Origin of the sequence: [Clostridium] celerecrescens 18A (assembly GCF_002797975.1) — a bacterium.
Taxonomy (GTDB): domain Bacteria; phylum Bacillota; class Clostridia; order Lachnospirales; family Lachnospiraceae; genus Lacrimispora; species Lacrimispora celerecrescens.
Genome location: NZ_PGET01000001.1, coordinates 813,555 through 831,409 on the forward strand (window position 1 = coordinate 813,555; position 17,855 = coordinate 831,409).

11 protein-coding genes are annotated in these 17,855 nt (G+C 45.3%); 10 read left to right on the forward strand and 1 reads right to left on the reverse strand.

Annotation, left to right across the window (positions count from 1 at the left end):
* Positions 1–10: 10 nt before the first annotated feature.
* From hypB to H171_RS03950, 7 genes are all read left to right on the forward strand, one after another.
* Positions 11–673, forward strand: coding sequence for a hydrogenase nickel incorporation protein HypB (hypB, locus tag H171_RS03920; protein WP_100303982.1), 663 nt, complete (start codon positions 11–13; stop codon positions 671–673).
* Positions 637–2,997, forward strand: a complete 2,361-nt coding sequence (hypF, locus tag H171_RS03925) for a carbamoyltransferase HypF (protein ID WP_100303983.1) — start codon at positions 637–639, stop codon at positions 2,995–2,997. Before hypB ends, hypF begins: the two co-directional genes overlap by 37 nt.
* Entirely contained in the window at positions 2,954–3,169 is a 216-nt protein-coding gene (locus H171_RS03930; RefSeq protein ID WP_100303984.1) for a HypC/HybG/HupF family hydrogenase formation chaperone, read from the forward strand. The genes hypF and H171_RS03930 overlap by 44 nt, the downstream gene beginning before the upstream one ends.
* Before the next feature lie 3 nt (positions 3,170–3,172).
* A complete protein-coding gene (gene hypD, locus H171_RS03935; RefSeq protein WP_100303985.1) occupies positions 3,173–4,210 on the forward strand; it encodes a hydrogenase formation protein HypD in 1,038 nt (345 codons plus the stop codon).
* Positions 4,211–4,233: 23 nt separating this feature from the next.
* Positions 4,234–5,211, forward strand: coding sequence for a hydrogenase expression/formation protein HypE (gene hypE / locus H171_RS03940; RefSeq protein WP_100303986.1), 978 nt, complete (start codon positions 4,234–4,236; stop codon positions 5,209–5,211).
* 111 nt (positions 5,212–5,322) lie between these two features.
* Positions 5,323–5,892, forward strand: coding sequence for an N-acetylmuramoyl-L-alanine amidase family protein (locus H171_RS03945; RefSeq protein WP_100303987.1), 570 nt, complete (start codon positions 5,323–5,325; stop codon positions 5,890–5,892).
* Between the two features lie 260 nt (positions 5,893–6,152).
* The gene (locus H171_RS03950) at positions 6,153–14,690 is read left to right on the forward strand and encodes a bacterial Ig-like domain-containing protein (protein WP_100303988.1); all 8,538 of its coding nucleotides are present in this window, start codon (positions 6,153–6,155) and stop codon (positions 14,688–14,690) included.
* A 49-nt stretch (positions 14,691–14,739) separates the two neighbouring features.
* On the opposite strand, the gene H171_RS03955 is transcribed toward H171_RS03950, so the two are convergent.
* The gene (locus tag H171_RS03955) at positions 14,740–15,702 is read right to left on the reverse strand and encodes an aromatic acid exporter family protein (RefSeq protein ID WP_100303989.1); all 963 of its coding nucleotides are present in this window, start codon (positions 15,700–15,702) and stop codon (positions 14,740–14,742) included.
* A gap of 150 nt (positions 15,703–15,852) precedes the next feature.
* Between H171_RS03955 and H171_RS03960 the strand changes: the two genes are divergently transcribed.
* The 3 genes from H171_RS03960 to H171_RS03970 all read left to right on the forward strand — a co-directional run bounded on the left by H171_RS03960 (position 15,853) and on the right by H171_RS03970 (position 17,843).
* A complete protein-coding gene (locus tag H171_RS03960) occupies positions 15,853–16,371 on the forward strand; it encodes a YehS family protein (protein ID WP_100303990.1) in 519 nt (172 codons plus the stop codon).
* Positions 16,372–16,584: 213 nt separating this feature from the next.
* Entirely contained in the window at positions 16,585–17,364 is a 780-nt protein-coding gene (locus H171_RS03965) for a hypothetical protein (protein WP_100303991.1), read from the forward strand.
* A 155-nt stretch (positions 17,365–17,519) separates the two neighbouring features.
* Complete coding sequence (locus tag H171_RS03970) at positions 17,520–17,843, forward strand: RNHCP domain-containing protein (RefSeq protein ID WP_100303992.1); 324 nt, start codon at positions 17,520–17,522, stop codon at positions 17,841–17,843.
* The last annotated feature ends 12 nt before the right edge of the window (positions 17,844–17,855 follow it).

A 17,855-nucleotide genomic window follows, 5' to 3' on the forward strand; every position in this document is an offset into this window, starting at 1 on the left:
GGAGGAAACGATGTCTGAGAATAAGGAAATAGAAATCATGCAGTCGGTCTATGACAAGAATGACCAGGTTGCATCACAGATCAATGCATCATTAACAAATAACGGCATTTATGCCATCAATGTAATGGGAGCACCGGGAGCAGGAAAAACCACTTCCCTGATACAGATTATCAAACGCCTTACGGATGTGGCCTCTTATGTTATCGAAGGAGATATTGAGGCGGACTTTGATACAAAAACCCTCCGGTCCCTTGGGGTAAAGGCCATTCAGATCAATACGGGCGGAGCCTGCCATCTGGATTCTCCCCTGATCGGAGCTGCAGTGGATGAACTGAAGATCAGCGATGGAATTCTGTTTATTGAGAATATCGGCAATTTGGTGTGCCCTGCCGAATTCATGATCGGGGAACATGCGAAGATGCTGATTTCAACCGTAACAGAGGGCAGTGACAAGCCATATAAATATCCCCTGGCATTTGAAAAGGCCGATTTGATTTTACTGAATAAATGTGATCTTCTGCCATATATTGATTTTGACGAGGACTTTTTTATGAAGGGAGTCCGGGCTCTGAATCAAACGGCTCCGGTGATCAAGGTATCTGGAAAGACAGAAGAAGGTTACGAAAAGGTAGTAGAATGGATTATGGAAAAAACAAGATCATTACAAAAATAATAAAGGTTTACGGCATTGTACAGGGGGTTGGATTCCGGCCCCTTGTTTATCGTGCAGCCAAACAATACGGGGTAAAGGGAACGGTCCGCAATGTGGGCGGCTATGTTGAGATCGTGGCACAGTCTGAGGAAGCAGTTCTTGGCCGGTTTTTATCAGACCTTAAGGAACATAAGAGGGGCTGCTATGAAATCATTAATATGGAAGCAGAGGAACTTCCTTTTGTGGAGTTTAAGGATTTTCTCATTATAAATAGTGAGTCCGGTGAGGAAATATTAGTGATCCCGCCGGATCTGCCGGTTTGCCCGGATTGCATGAGAGAGCTTTCCGATGCATCGGACAGAAGATATCAGAATCCCTTTACCAGCTGCATGTCCTGCGGCCCCAGATATACCATCATGGAAGCCCTTCCTTATGACAGAAACCGGACTTCCATGGAGGACTTTTTTATGTGTAATGCCTGCCGGGAAGAGTATACCTCTCCGGAAAGCAGGCGTTTTCACGCCCAGACCATTTCCTGCAATGACTGCGGCCCCTACTTAATCTATCAGGATAAGGAAAATGACTTACATGAACTTCTGGAAAGAGAAGCGTATGAAAAGACAGTAAAGGTTCTGTCACAAGGAGGAATTGTTGCGGTTAAGGGAATTGGAGGCTTTCATCTGGTTTGTTCTCCTTTTGTGGAAGAATCCGTAAAACGGCTTCGTAAATTAAAAGGAAGGGAGAAAAAGCCTTTTGCTGTCATGTTTCCAAAAATTTCGGAGATCAGAAAGTTCTGTCTGGTCTCTGAGGAAGAAAAGACATTGCTGGAATCTAAAGCAAGGCCAATCGTGCTGTTATCCATGAAACAGGATCTTATGGCACCTTCTGCAGCGAATGGAAGTCTTTATTGCGGTGCTTTTCTACCTTATACGCCCCTTCAGCATATACTGACTGCGGAACTTGGGCCTCTTATCATGACAAGCGCCAATTTTTCCGGACAGCCAGTGATTCGGGAGGATGGTCCCATGCTGGCTTTCTCCTCCCCTTATCTAAGCGGAGTATTATATAACAATAGAAGAATCGTCCGTTCCGTGGATGATTCTGTTGCAAAAATCATTGAGGGTAAGCCCCAGCTGATCCGAAGAAGCAGAGGCTATGTTCCTTATCCTGTTTTTCTTTCTAAGGAAGCGGGAGGGGCAAATGGGAGAAATACCGGAATTTTTGCGGCGGGAGGAGATTTAAAGGCCGCCTTCTGCCTCTGTCAAAAAGGAAATGCAGTGGTATCCCAGTATTTCGGAGATCTGGAAGAAGAAGCAGTGATGGAGGAATATCAAAGATCCTATGAAGATCTGATCAGGCTGTTACGAATGGCTCCAGGGTTAGCGGTATGTGATCTCCATCCAAACTACCACTCGGCACGTTTTGCAGAAGCCTTGGGACTCCCCATTCTTAAGGTGCAGCACCACCATGCTCATATTGCGTCGGTCATAGCGGAACACGATTTAAAGGGTCCTGTGATCGGAGTTGCTTTTGACGGGACAGGCTGCGGACCGGATGGGAATATATGGGGGGGAGAGTTTCTTGTCTGTGAAGGAAGTGGCTTCATACGGGCAGCCCATGTAAGCATGTTTCCCATTCTGGGAGGTGACGGGTCTATGAGGGATGCCAGGAAGACGGCATCCTGCTGCCTGCTTCATGCAGGCCTTGAATCTTACGTCCTGGATGAGAGAATCCGAGTGATAAAAGCTGCAATTGAACATAACGTCAACAAGGTCCTTACTTCCAGCATGGGGCGCCTGTTTGATGCAGCAGCGTCTGTTCTAAATATCGGACATGAGAACCGTTATGAGGGGGAATGCGCCATATTGTTTGAAAAAGAAGCAGTGCTTGCAGAAAGAAACAATAGTATACCGGCTGACTTATGTTTTGGCATAAAGGAAAGGGAGGGAACCCTGGAATTAGATCCCCGGCCGGTTTTTGAGGCCCTTTGCAGCATGAGAAATAAGATGGATACAGGTTCTCTGGCACTTGGTTTTCATCTTGCTCTGGCACAAGCCACAGTATCTGTGTGTGAAAGGCTGGAGAGAAAATACTTAAGCAATACCGTAGCCTTAAGCGGCGGCGTTTTTCAGAATTCCCTGCTGACAGGCCATACGGTCAGGCTTTTAAAGGAAAAGGGATTTAACGTCTATTTAAACAGGGCGGTTCCTCCAAATGACGGAGGAGTGAGTCTGGGTCAGGCTTATCTGGGAAATAACTATTTAAAATCCGATCATATGGATTTGGAAAGGACAGGATGCCATGTGTGTTGCAGTACCGGGAAAAATCATACAGATAAAAGGTGATTATGCAAAAGTCAATATTATGGACAATATCACCGATGCCAATATAAAGCTGGTGGATGCGAAAATAGGAGATTATGTTCTCATACATGCCGGCTGTGTAATTGATGTCTTAAAGGAAGACGTTGCTGAGGAAATTCTCACGATATTTTCCCAGCTTCAGGAGGAACTGTAGAATATGATTGACCAGGTGATAGATGAACTGAAAAATTATGACGGAAAACAGGTAAAGATCATGGAAGTATGCGGGACCCATACGTCCAGCATCTTTAAAAACGGCATCCGTTCCATGATCTCTCCTAAGATCCAGCTGATTTCAGGACCAGGCTGTCCGGTCTGTGTTACACCCTCCGCCTATATTGATAAACTGACGGAATATTCCCGAAAGGAGAACCATTGCGTGCTGACCTTTGGAGATATGATGAAAGTCAAAGGAAGCAAGATGACCCTGACAGAGGCGAAGGCGGCCGGAGGCAGGGTAAAGATCCTCTATTCTCCGCTTATGGCAATTGCGGAAGCGGAACAAAACAGAGAGATCCAATATATCTTTGCAGCTGTGGGGTTTGAAACCACGGTTCCTGTTTATGCCTTGCTTCTAGAGGAAATCCGGCAGAAGAAACTGAAAAATCTGAAACTAATGACCTCCTTAAAGACGATTGTACCGGCTCTTTCCTTTATCTGCGAAAATGAGAAAAACATTGACGGCTTTTTAAGCCCCGGACATGTCAGCGTAATCACCGGAAGTATCGCATACCGGGAGCTGGCAGCAAGATACAGGAAGCCTTTTGTTATAGCAGGCTTTGAAGGAGAGCATATTCTGGCCGCCATATATGAGATCATGACCCAGATAAAGAAGCAGCGCTTTGAGGTGAAAAATATGTATGCCAGCGCTGTGACAGAAAAGGGAAACCAGAAAGCGGCTGCTTTTATCAAGGAATATTTTGAAGCTGCAGATGGTTTTTGGCGGGGAATCGGGGTCATAGAAGGATCCGCTCTGAAACTTAAGGAAGAATACGGAGCTTTTGATGCAGGAAGCGCGGAAGAAGAGCTTTTAGAGGATATGCCAATCGGCTGCAAGTGTACGGAAGTGATACTTGGGCGGATCAATCCGTCGGATTGCCCCCTGTTTAAGACCGCCTGCAATCCGCTTCACGCGGTAGGCCCCTGTATGGTGTCTCCGGAAGGATCCTGCGGCATCTGGTATCAGAATTCATGATCATAGGAAGAGGAGGCAAAACCATGAAAATCGACATGTCCTACGGCAGCGGAGGAAAGCAGACCGGCAATCTCATCAATGAGGTATTCCTAAAACACTTTAATAATAAAACCTTAAACAAACTGGAAGATGCCGCAGTATTAAATATAAAGGGAAAAATCGCCTATACCACAGATTCCTTTGTGGTCACGCCCCTGTTTTTTAAAGGTGGAAATATCGGTAAGCTGGCAGTATGCGGGACAGTGAACGACCTTTCCATGATGGGAGCCGTTCCCAGATTTCTGACTGCAGGGTTTATAATAGAAGAAGGTGCGGAGCTTGATACCATCGGGCAGATTGCCGCTTCCATGGCACAGGCGGCAAAAGAGGCAGGAGTAAGGATTGTAGCCGGTGATACAAAAGTGGTGGAAGGAAACGGTGGAATTTATATCAATACCTCCGGAATAGGAGAGATCCAAAAGGGAGGGATCAGCATCTCAAACTGCACGCCTAAGGATGCCATTATTCTTTCCGGGAATCTGGGAGAGCATCACGCGGCTATTCTGTCTTACCGGATGGGAATTGAAAATCAGATCGCAAGTGATTGCGCTCCCCTCTGCTCCATCGTAAAAAATCTTCTTGACGAAAATATCCAGGTCCATTGTATGAGAGATGTTACCAGGGGAGGACTTGCTACGGTCCTTAATGAGGCAGCAGACCAATCTTCCTGCAAAGTGGAGATATGGGAGGAAGCTCTTCCGGTCAGCGCCCAGGTAAGAGGCTTCTGTGATATTCTTGGCCTGGACCCTCTCTACATGGCAAATGAGGGGAAAATGATAGCAGTTGTACCAGGAAGCCAGGCGCAAAAGGCGTTGCAGGCAGTTCAGAAAAGCAAATATGGAAAAAATGCAAGAATTATCGGAACTGTTATGGAAGGCAAGGGCGTAACGATGAAAACCAGGCTGCAGGGAAATAGAACCATTGATGTGCTATATGGAGAAGGCCTGCCCAGAATCTGCTAGGGAAAAATCGTATTTTTGTATGTAAAAATAGCCAAAAAACTGGATAAAATGTGGCATTTGCAGGATTATGTCATATATTTATTATAGTTAAGTATGAAAGGAAATACTAATATGGCTATTAAAATATTTATTGATCAAGGTCATAATCCCAGCGGATTTTTTAACAGTGGGGCGGAGGCCAATGGTGTAAGCGAGTCTGAAGTCAATTTTCAGGTTGGAATTTATCTGCAAAATTTGCTGAACAGTGACCCAAGGTTTGAAGCTCGTGTATCAAGGCCGGAACCCAATACCGTATTAGGAACCAATAATACTACCAGTTTGGCGGAACGAGTAGCCATGGCAAATAATTGGCCGGCCGACTATTTTATCAGCATACATTGTAATGTGAATCCGAATCCAGCAATTAATGGTACGGAAGTATATATTTATCAATTCTATACCCAGTCTCAGTGGCTGGCGGAACATGTTATGGAAGGTATAAACCAGGTAGCAGGAACGGCAAACAACGGAATCAGGGAAAATCCGGCTCTGTATGTATTAAGAAACACAAACATGCCGTCCAACCTTGTTGAACTGGGCTATTTAAGCAACTTGTCGGATGCCAATAAGCTTCGTGATGATCAATATGGATTTGCTTATGGCATTTTCTTAGGTCTTATGAGGTATTTTGGTTTTGCATAAAGTTTTCAAACCGGCAGCTGTGATATGCTCCCTTTGCGGTAATTGGATGAGGAATCCGTCTATTTGCTGCAAGGAGGGCATTTTTTTGTATATGGAAATATAGAAATAAGAGGATATTATAAAATTGTCTGAATTCATCAGATATCAATTCATTGTTTATCTAACCAAAGATCAAGTTATATAACTTTATGTCATATTTTTCCAACTCATCAACTGATATCCTTGTTAATATCTAATAATTTTTCAGGAGGAGGGAATTTATGAAACAATTAAGTCTGTTTCAACGTGGTGTGGCTGCTTTTTTAGCTATTCCTATGGCTTTGTCGGGGATACCGTTTCCGGCTGCCGCACGGACGGTACCTGTATCGTCATCCAGTTTTATAGGGGAAATAGCACTGGATCCGCAGGTCCATTACCAGACATTAGAGGGTTGGGGAACCTCTCTTTGCTGGTGGGGAAATATCATTGGTTCTGCCGGAGACCGAGATACCAACGGCAATGGCAGGCCCGACCGTGAAGAAATCGCGGAATTGGTGTTTTCTCCGGAATATTTAAACTTGAATATCGTCCGGTATAACGTGGGAGGGGGTGACAAGCCGGATACGAGCATTAAACGGGTAGAAGGACTTGTACCAGGCTGGAGCAGGGACATGTTCGGTACGGATGATGGAACGGGAACGTTTAAGGAAGAGGAATTCTACAGCAAGGAATCAGGACAAATGAAAGATGCCGGACAGATCTGGATGCTGGAGCAGGCCAACCAATGGCGGGTATCAAATGGTGACATCATCAATAAAGTGTTTTCCAATTCCCCGCCCTACTATATGACGAAATCAGGCAGCTCCACAGGTGGTTACGAATGGGACAAAGAAAATTTAAGAGATGACAGCTACGACGATTTTGCAACGTATCTGGTACGTGCAACAAAATGGCTGGATCAAGATTTAAAAAGCAAGTATGGCAAAGGTGTGGATTATGTGGAGCCTTTCAATGAGCCGGATACGAATTACTGGATCAACGGCAGTACCAAGCAGGAAGGCTGTATCTTCCGGCCGGGCACCAATCAGATTAAGGCATACCAGGAAGTGAAAAAGGCGCTGGAGCAGGAACATTTAAGTGATGTTAAGCTGACCGGTACAGACGAGACTGCCCTTTGGAATGCCATCAATTCCTTTGAAAAACTGGATGCACAGACCAGGAAGGATATGGCTGTCATAAGCGCTCATACTTATGGTGGCAGTGACAGTGAGCGGGAACAGCTTAGAAAGCTGGCAGCATCCTACGACAAAGGGCTTTGGATGTCCGAGGTCACAAAGGGCGGTGACACCCATGGCGAAGGTACCCACGATTCTATGTGGGCGGTCAACGCAAAGGACCAGAGTGAAGGAATCATGGCCGATATCAAGAAAATGAAAGTATCTGCCTGGATTATGTGGCTGGCGGCTGACAGTGAGTATGAATGTATCCAGACCAACAGCAGTTGGGGACCGATTCATTATGTATTCGAAGATCATGGGCCTGTTAAAGGATATCATTCCAATTTATTTGACAGCAATGGGAATGTGAAGGAAGATGTCCCGAAAGCAGGGTATTTCGCCTTGACAAAACAGTTTTACACCATGATGCAGTACAGCAAATTTTTAAAGTCTGGATATACCATGGTGGAAATTGGAGATGGCAATATGTGTGCGGCCATTTCACCGAATAAGCAGGTTCTGGTCATTGTTGCACAGAATTTTACTTCAGGAACACGGGACACCAGTGTGGATTTAAATATGCTTCCTAATGGTTCCGATGTGAAGCTTTACCGAACCAGCGACTCAGAAAACTGCCGGCTGATACAGGATGGGACACTGGAGAGAAGGGTTCTCCCCGTTTCATTACCGGGGAATTCCGTGTCCACCTATGTGATTACTTCAAAGGATGGCAAGGCGCTCCTGGACAGCAATGGTTATAAAAAAATCGTGGAATGCGATATACAGACCACTGATGATACGGCTTTATCAGGCGCCTCGGATCTTAACAAATTTTCATATTCCGGAGATTGGAAGGACGGCTGGAATATCCAGGAGAAATACACAACCCAAAAAGATTCCTCCGCCAGTTTCCGCTTTACAGGTACACAGGCGGCGATCTATGGAAAGAAGTCTCCCAATGGCGCGAACCTCATGGTCACCGTTGATGGTGGAGAACCCACAAATATTAATACCAATTCCCCATCAGTAATGAGGAGAAGCCTGCTCTATATGTCACCTGCCCTGGGCGAAGGAGATCATACGGTCTTCATAACCATGGCAGACAGCCAGACGGCGGCAACACCGGAAATTGTGCTGGAATATGCGGAAATCATAAACGGAGAATTAGCCATGAAGACCCCGCGGATTACGAATATTGCAGCTCACGATGGGAAATTGATAGTGGAATTTCAAGGCGTGGATGGAGTTGTGGATTATACCGTGGAATGCGGCACTTCTCTGGAGAATATGACGGTGAGCGGATCTGCACAGAATGGGGTAGCAGTTCTTAGCGGCCTTATAAATGGCACGGATTATCTGGTCCGGGTGAGAGGAAATGATGGATCTGGTTCCAACGTGGAAAGCGGACGTCCGTCTGCAGTGGAGGAAGGTCTGTGTTACTTTGTAAATGCCGGTACGGGACAGCCACGTGTACTTAAATCCGGGCAGTCTTTTGGGTGTGATAATGGCATTTTGGACCAGGCCTACGGCGCGGACATAGTAACCGGGAAGATCTGGGGATATACGAATGATATGGCATATGGCCATACCGGTGAGGATCGGTCAGAGTGGGACAGCTTACGGTATGACGGCAGAGATGCGGCAGAGAAAGGCTTGGAATACCGGTTCCAGTTAGAAAAGGGTGGCTATACCGTTGAAGTAGGGATGGATGATCCATGGAATAACAGCAAACGCAGTCAGGATCTTATTTTACAGGGTGAGAAGGTGGAAACGCTTGTGCCATACGACCAGACTGTGAAAATATATAATGCTGTGGTTAAGGAAGATGGGCTTCTTACCATTAAAGCAGTGCGTTCCAAAGGTAATACGGATCCTCAGTGCGATCCACTTATGAACTGGATCAAGATCAGGAAAATAACAAATGATAGTCTGGTGGACATAGAAAAACTTCAAGGATTTGTAACAGTCAGGGGAGTAGTCCCTGATCTGCCTCGTACGGTGACAGGAATCACGCCTGATGGAGATACTGTGGAGAGGGAGGTGGAATGGAAGGTATCCTCCGGCTCCTTTGATGCCAAAGAGTATACTGGGGTGACCATAAAGGGCAATGTGGATGGATATGCCTTGGGAGTCAGTGCAGATGTCCTGGTGGTGCCTCAGAATCTTCAGTATTTTATCGACTGCAACAATCAGGAGTCCGATACTTACATAAAACTGAAGAGCCATCTGGCACTCTTTAATGGCTCTGCGGATCAAAAATATTCGGACGGAAGCTGGGGGTATGCAGAAGATTACGGCTCTCATCCATCAGGCATAACGGATAAGTACGAGAATGGCTGGTATGCCTATAAGAATCAGGACATTGTTTATAAAATGCCACTGGAGGCAGGAAGTTATACGGTGGACTTCGGTTTTCAGGAATGGTGGGGACAGACACGTCCTATGAAGATCAGCGCCTCCTATATTACGGCAGATGGAAACACAGTTACAAAGGAACTGGGAACAGTAACTGTGGCAGAAGGGAATCCTGAGGCAGTGGTTTCTGCATCATTTGATCTGCCTGAGACGGGTGAGGTAGAATTTAAGGTATCGAAAAACGGTGGCATCGACCCGGTGCTGAGCTTTTTTGATGTCCATCAGAAGATAGACCATGCACCTCTGATTTCTGCACTTGGTCAGGCCCATACTTTAAACCGGACGGGGTGTGATGCCCGGCTGCTGGAAGCACTTGATACTGCTGTTTTAACAGGCTTTAAACAACTGACCGCCCCGGAAACTACAAAGGCCGGTTCCGACAGCGCTGCAAAGGCTGTTACCGACGCTTTGACTGCCTTGGTAAATGGAAAAGAATTTACAGAAGAAGAACTGGCTGCAAATGATTATATCCTCTATCTTGTTAACTGCGGAACCCCTGATCCGTCGGTTGTGCCGACAGAGTATAAGCTGGGACTTATGCAGTCTGTTGTGGATCAAATGTATGGGAAGGATCCGGTAAAAAAGAATCTATGGGGATATGCGGAAGGTGATGCATACAGCGCTATGGACAAAAACGGCTCCGATGCAGCCGACATCACCGGAACTTGCGTAAGCATGAGCCCTGATGTGATTTTTGACAGGGAAAAAAGCGGGCTGAAATATAGTTTTGCCCTTCCAGCCGGAGATTACCAGGTAACAGCGGGCTTTATGAACCCATGGAGTGACCGGGATGTTGATGTGAAACTGGAGGGAAGAACAGCAGGAGCATCTGCCAATCTGCAGCAGGAGACCCTGATTGAAAAACAATATACGGTGGAAGTAACGGATGGGGAACTGAATGTAATGGTGCACAGCCCCAAACGAACCAATCAGTATGGAGATCCGATCTTAAGTTACCTCATTGTTAAGGCTGTGCCGGAATACGGCATGAACATGCTTCGGAATACACTTGCGAAAATGGATGAAACGGCGGATCAGGCAGAAAAAGGCAGAAACTGGACAGATAAGAGCCTTGCCGCTTTCCGGATAGCCAGAGAGAAGGCGGAAATTCTGATAGAGGCCGGTACAGAGGATAGGGAAGAGATCCGGAACATGTATTTTTCATTGTATGAAGCGTTTGCCGGACTGGTCAGCCGCAGAGAGTATGATTCCATCACAGGAGCAGAGGGAGCGCCCTATTACGATACCAACGGAGTACAGATTCAGGCACATGGCGGACAGATTCAGCAGATTACTGTAGATGGAAAGACAAAATATTACTGGATCGGCGAAGATAAGACATATGATTACCGCCCGGTAGGGGGCATTCACCTTTATACCTCGGAAGATCTTTATAACTGGAAGGATGAGGGCGTGGTACTAAGGACAATGGAACGCATGGATGAGTTTGAAACAGACCCGTATTTTAATGAAGTGTATGGAGACTACAGCCAGGAAAAGAAGAAGGAAGTATTCATTGACCTGGATAAGAACAACTGTGTGATCGAGCGTCCGAAGATGATTTATAATGAGAAGACGGACAAATACGTAATATGGTTTCATGCGGATGGAAGGACACCATGGAATGATGCGGATTATGGAAAGGCAAAAGCAGGTGTGGCCATCGCTGACAGGCCCGAGGGACCATATAAGCTGTTAGGCTCCTATGACCTGAACTACGTAAGGAGCGATAACCAGGGATTTGATGGAAATCATTTAGGCGCCGTGCGTGACATGAACCTGTTTGTAGATGACGATAAAGATAAGACGGCATATGTGATCTACTCCTCCCAGGGAAACCAGACATTGTTTATTTCCAGGCTGAACGAGGAATATACAGGTCTGGTGGTTCCCAAAGACAATGGGGTGCAAGGGGAACATTTTACCACCAACTTTAAAGGCTGGTCGAGAGAAGCTCCGTCCATGTTCAAATACAACAAGAAATATTACATGATAAACTCCGGCTGCACCGGCTGGTCGCCGAATGAGGCAAAGTATGCGGTAGCTGATCATCCCCTGGGTCCGTGGATAGACATGGGCGATCCCTGCGAAGGAGCCAATTCCAATAAAACCTTTTACACCCAGAGTACCTGTGTATTTCCTGTGGATGCAGAGTCTGGAAAATATATCTATATGGGAGACCGTTGGAATGCCGATGACTTGAGTGAATCCCGCTACGTATGGCTGCCGGTGGAATTCCAGGATGGGAACCGCTTGGTATTACGGCCTTACAGCAACTGGACGCTGGAGGAACTGGACAATAAGGGACTTGCCTATATCACTACGGAGATTCCGGAGCAGTTCGCCTCACTGGCAGAACTGGAAGATGCTCTGCCAGGCATGGTTGACGTAAAATCCGGTAACGAAACATGGATTGACGCGCCGGTTAAATGGGATGATATTGATGAAAATCGTCCGTTCGTTGGAGATTATACTGTATACGGAACACTGGAAGAACAGGGAAGAAGGATAAGTCATACGGCAACAATCCTTAACCGGAATACCAGGTGGTTCTTTGACTGCGGTGCGGATTCTTCGGAATATTTTGATTTAATGAAGGATCAGGCCCCTGGACTGCTGAACATGGAACCGGATCAGGCATATACGGAAGAAAATCATGCCGGGTATATGGGGACGGAAGGCACTTCGTTTGGACGATACTCCGGCTATGATTTATATGGAAACGGCTGGTGGGCGGAAAAAGACCAATCCATTGAATATGCATTTGACTTATCACCGGGAGAGTATATCGTATATACCGGATATCAGGAGTGGTGGAATACAAAGCGGGGGATCAGGATTTCAGCAGGAAAGAAAAATGAGGCTGGAACGGAAGAAAAACTGGCTTCCAAAGATTTTACCCTGGAACAGTTTGACAGGAATCTGGTTCAGGAACTGAAATTCACGGTACCTGGAGGAGATGATACAAGTCTTGTGTTTGTCCGTGTGGAGAAAACAGGATCAGCCGATCCGGTACTAAGCTTTATCAGTCTGGTGCCGGAAAAGGCTGCTGAGACATACTATACAATTTCCGGTATTGTAACTGAGAAAAAAAACGGTGTGGCTGATTTGGATGTCAATCTCTATAAAGGCGGTGACATAACCATTGCAAGTCCTTCGGAGGCTGCGAAAACCGGAGAAGACGGGGCCTATGCATTTAAAAATCTAAAGGATGGGATCTACTGCATTGAGGTACCGGATCAGGTAGGCTATGAGCAGGCAGTAAAAGTAATCGAAGTTAATGGAAAAAATGTAACTGATGCTGATCTGGAGTTAACCAGAAAGGAAGAACCGGAAAGGGAGGAGGAAATCAGAATCAAAACCCTTCCTGTACGGAGAAATTACTTGATGGGAGATCAGCTTGACCCTGAGGGGCTTCAAGTGGCTTTGTATCGTGAAGGAGAGGAAGAACGTGTTCTGGAGAAAAAGGAGTATACCTTAAGCGAGTTGGATTCTTCTACTTCCGGTAAAAAGAAAATTACAGTTACATATGTGGAAGAGGAAGGAAACGAACAGAAGATATTAAAGGCATTCTTTGAAGTCATCGTCTATCAAGCCGATTCAGCTCCGGAAATCAAAGTAGTAAGGAAACCGGATAAGCTGTTTTATATCTCAGGAGAGGACCTGGATCTGTCTGGTATGGAAGTACGCGGACAGAACCTTCTGGAAGCAGGTGTGACCATACTGGAGGCTGGGGATTATGAGGCGGAATATGACTTCTCGGAGCCGGGAATTTCAACAGTCACTGTTACCTATACCCTTGAAAAAGATGGAGAACCGGCCACAGTTTTAAAAGATTCTTTTCAAGTTACGGTGTTTGAGGCTGAAGAATCGGAACGTTATGTAGAAGAGATTCACATCGTTCAAAAGCCTTACCGGATAATCTACCGTCCGGGTGATGATTTTGATGTAGAAGGAATGACTGTGGAGAAAACTGTAAAAATGGTAGCTTCCTCAAGCAATGCTACTTATAAAGAAGTGGTACCTTTGGAGGATTTGGAAGTGGAGCCGGATGATTATTCAAAGACCGGTAAGAAACGGGTTCGCATCTTTTATTACGCTGACGGAGAAAATGGGGAGGAAAAGGAATTCTCAGACACGCTGAACGTGACTATCACCAGAAATGAAACGGCGCTCACGGAGGGGGATTTAGAGGCGTTGAAGAGAAAGCTGGAGGATAGGCTCCTCTATGGAGAGTACTTAACAGAGGCTGAAAAAAGAATGGCATTTACCGAAGCATTAGACGAAGCAGCGGAAATAATGCAAAACGTGGAAGAAAGAGAAAAATTAAGTGATAAGACGTTAAAACTGCTGAAAGATCTGGAAGAAAAGCTGCTGAAACAATTTGATCACATTACAGTCTCCCTGCAGGCGGATAGCTTTTTTAAAAATGTCCGTGCCGAAGGTCTGGGGCTTAATGCCGGCTTAGAGCCGAAAGGAGCTCAGATGATTCGACTGCAGATTCGAAGGGCTGTGGAAGAAGTGCCTGATGAGATTGTGAATCTGGCAGAGAAATATGTAGCAATGGACATTGTCCTATCCGGTGCAGAGGATGAAATGCAGCCCAGGCTCCCAATCAGAATCACTATGGATATTCCGGAGGTTCTTGGAGGAGAAAAACTTGTTATTTACTATTACCATGACGGAGATATCCATGTGATCCACCCGATTGTAAGGGGAAACAAAATGAGCTTTGACGTATGGGAGCTTTCTATGTTTGTGGCGGTAAACACAAAGGATGATGTAAATCCGGCTGTCCCTGGCAAAAATGGCGTGGGGGATGGAGATGCGGACCATGGCCCGGGCTTTACTGTTCCAGGAGAATGGAAGAAATGTGATATCGGCTGGTGGTATGAGAAAAAATCCGGAGGATATATTTTCGGGGATTGGGCTAGAATTAACGGATTGTGGTATAATTTTGATGAACGGGGATATATGAGGACCGGCTGGATCTTTGATAAGGGAAACTGGTATTATTTAAACGAAGACGGAAGCATGGCGGCGGGGAAATGGATTCTCTGTAAGCAAAAGTGGTATTACCTGACATGGAAGGGCACCATGGCCGTGAACACGTTGACTCCTGATGGTTATACGGTTGGAAGTGACGGTGCATGGGAGGTTCCAGGTGTGATACAAAAAGCGAATTAAGATAATCTGAGGCTGTCGGGTAGGAAACGGTCCCGCCAGCCTCATGGTTTTATTTAGGATGAGCTAAAATGAATTCCCTCTTTATCATCAGCAGTTTTTTTGTCTGCTTTAAAAGATAGAACAGGATCGCCCTTGCCTCAAATTCCTCCCGGTTAGAAGGAAGCTCATGACTTTTTAAATCCTGAAACAAAAGGTCTAAATTATTTAAAAGACCTTCTGCCGTATTTTCTCTGTGATACCCCTGTTCAATTCCTTCAAAAAGAAGTGCCACCTGCTTTGCCTGTCTGGGCAGGCAGGTGATGCTCTTGATATTTTCATAGATTTCCTGAAGCACCATGCTTTGCTGCTGGCGCATCTGGATATAATCCACTTCATAAGAATCCTTTTTCCAAAGGGCATTATTGTAATTATTAAGCGCGCATGTTCTGGCCAGGTAAAGGCTTTCCTTTAGCTGTATCAGACAATCCGGGTTATATCCACTTTTATCTTCCTCCATCAGCCAGTGGGACATGCGGCTTAAGATCCCCTTTATCTGTGAATCCACATCGTCTGCCAGTTTCTGAAATACTTTTTCCTTTTTCCGAAGATGCATATTGACCAGAACCCCAACCGTAGTGCCGATCAGGAACAGGGCAATTTCATTTCCTATGAGAGGCGCAGACATGGACCGCTCGGACAGAAAATGAGTGATGAGGACAGAATCCATGGCAATTGCTTCCCCCCAGTCCGCATACAGGCAAAGCAGGGCGAATAATAAAAGGTACCAGGCAAATGCAAAAAGAGTAAAACCCAAAAGACGGAAGGAAGCGGCAGCAAGTATTAACGCGCACACAAAGGCCAGCGTCCGGTTTCTGGCGCTTTTAATGGTTTCTCTCTTGGTATTCTGGATGCTGAGCACCGTGATGATGCCCGCCGTAGCAGAATATTTTAAACCTAGCTCCGCTGCAATGGTAATTGCCAACACAGCGGCGGCGGCAATTTTAATGCTTTTAATGATCTTTTCTTTATCCATGTGTGTTACCTCTTAAAAAGCAGTTTGTATTACCAGTATACCATATTTTTAAAAACATCCCATCAGAAAGATTGCTATTTCCTTCACAAATTAGTATAATTCCTATATTGCAGTTTTCATGTAAAAATGTATTTCCTAAGGAGGAACCGTGTGGATAACAACGATATATTAATAAGATTGCGGTATGCGATGGATATTAAAGATACGGATATGATTGAAATATTCAAACTGGGTGGAATCACGATTACAAAGGAAGGGGTCCGAAGGCTTCTGGCAAAGCCCCAAGCCGATATAAGTGATTCCGGCGAGCAAAAGGCAATTGCTGATAAAAACAGGGACATCTGCAATGATTTTATGCTGGAATCCTTTTTAAACGGTTACATTATTTTTAAACGGGGAAAGCAGGAAACAAAGCCGGGAGAGCCGGAAAAGCAGGTGTTCATGGTGAAGGATCACCGATCCGTCAATAATGTCCTGCTTAAGAAAGTTAAAATTGCCCTGTCCCTCACCGGGGATGACATGCTTGATATTTTTAAGTCTGTTGGAATTAATCTGTCCAACGGTGAATTAAGTGCACTTTTGCGAAGGGAAGGGCAGCGCAATTATAAGGAATGCCAGGACCGGTATGTGAGAAATTTCTTAAAAGGCCTTGCAATCAGATACAGATAGCTGGCAGAAGTTACTGGAGAGGGGCCTTGCTTATTATTTTTTTTGTGTTATAATGTAATTAGACGTTAAATCCCAGCGTAGCAAAAGATTTGATGTTTCATGAACAATCTTATAATTGACATGTAAAGAACCGTCTTTTTAAGAAGGGCTTTTAGTATTGTGCCAATGGCATGGATATGAAAAGCCCTTCTTTTTTTTGAAAGGAGGAATATTATGCAATTGGAAGGAATGGAAGTCAGCCATATGAAGTTCGGCGAAGGGAAGGTCATGGAGCTTGAGGAGAAATACATCACCATACTGTTCCCTCAGGGTGAAAAAAAGTTTTTGTATCCCAATTCCTTTAACAAATTTCTGACACTCAAGGATAAGAAAGTGCAAACAGAAATGAACAATATGCTGAAGCATATCTTAGAGGAAGAAGAAAGCAGACGTGCGGAGGAGATCAGTGAGCAGGAACGTCTGGAGGAAATACAAAATTTAAAGATCCGTCCCGATTCCCAGGCGTCTTTCGGATTTGTGGAGAATAGCAAGGAACGTGTTTTTTCTACTTGGTCAGTCTATGCTGGTTCCTATCAGAGCGGAGCCTCCAAAGGAAAGCCCAAGCTTCCGGTAAGGCTTAAACTGAATTCAGCCTGTCTCCTTACGGAATGCCCCAAGGGGGTGGCAGAAAAGAGACGGCGCATCATAGGAGCCTTTATGCTGCAGGATAATTTTGAAAGCTCTGCTTGCAGAGATGGGATGATTCAAAGCCACGAAAAATACAGGATTCAGCTGAATGATAAAGAAACTCTGTTCTACTGGGATTATTTTTCCGATGGAGCGGAGATTTCAAAGTGGGGAAATGTGGAACTTAAATATTTTTCCAATATGATCATGCAAAAGATTCTTTTTGATATGCAAAATGGTCTGACTGATGCGGAGCGTCGGAAAGATGCAGAAGAATTCTACCAGTACTTCTGCCTGGTAAACAGGTTAAAGCCTTTGGACCAGTAGGGAGTTGGGGAAAGAAAAGGAGTGATGCGTATGGAATATGAGCGGGACAGAAGAAAAGAATATGAAAAACGGAGGCTGCATATGATTTAATATGCGGCTCATTGTCATAGGATCATGAGACACCGCCTCCGTTTTTTAAATGGAGGCGGTTTTTTATGAAAAAAAGAATATTGAATATAGCATTTGTCTGTCAAAATTGTAAAAGAGAGGTACTGCCAATACCAAACGGCAGTTATAGAAACCATTGCCCCTTTTGCCTGTTTTCTCTCCATGTAGATGGTGAAGTCCCTGGTGACAGAAAAAACAGCTGCAAGGGGCTTATGGAACCGACAGGGATCCGATATCATACGAAAAAAGGATTTCAACTGATCCACCGGTGTACCAGGTGCGGGACATACAGGCACAATGTCATTTGTGAAGGTAAATGCCAGCCAGATAATAGAGAATTAATTCAGGAACTTATGTATCTGATTACATAGAGCGGGAGAGGT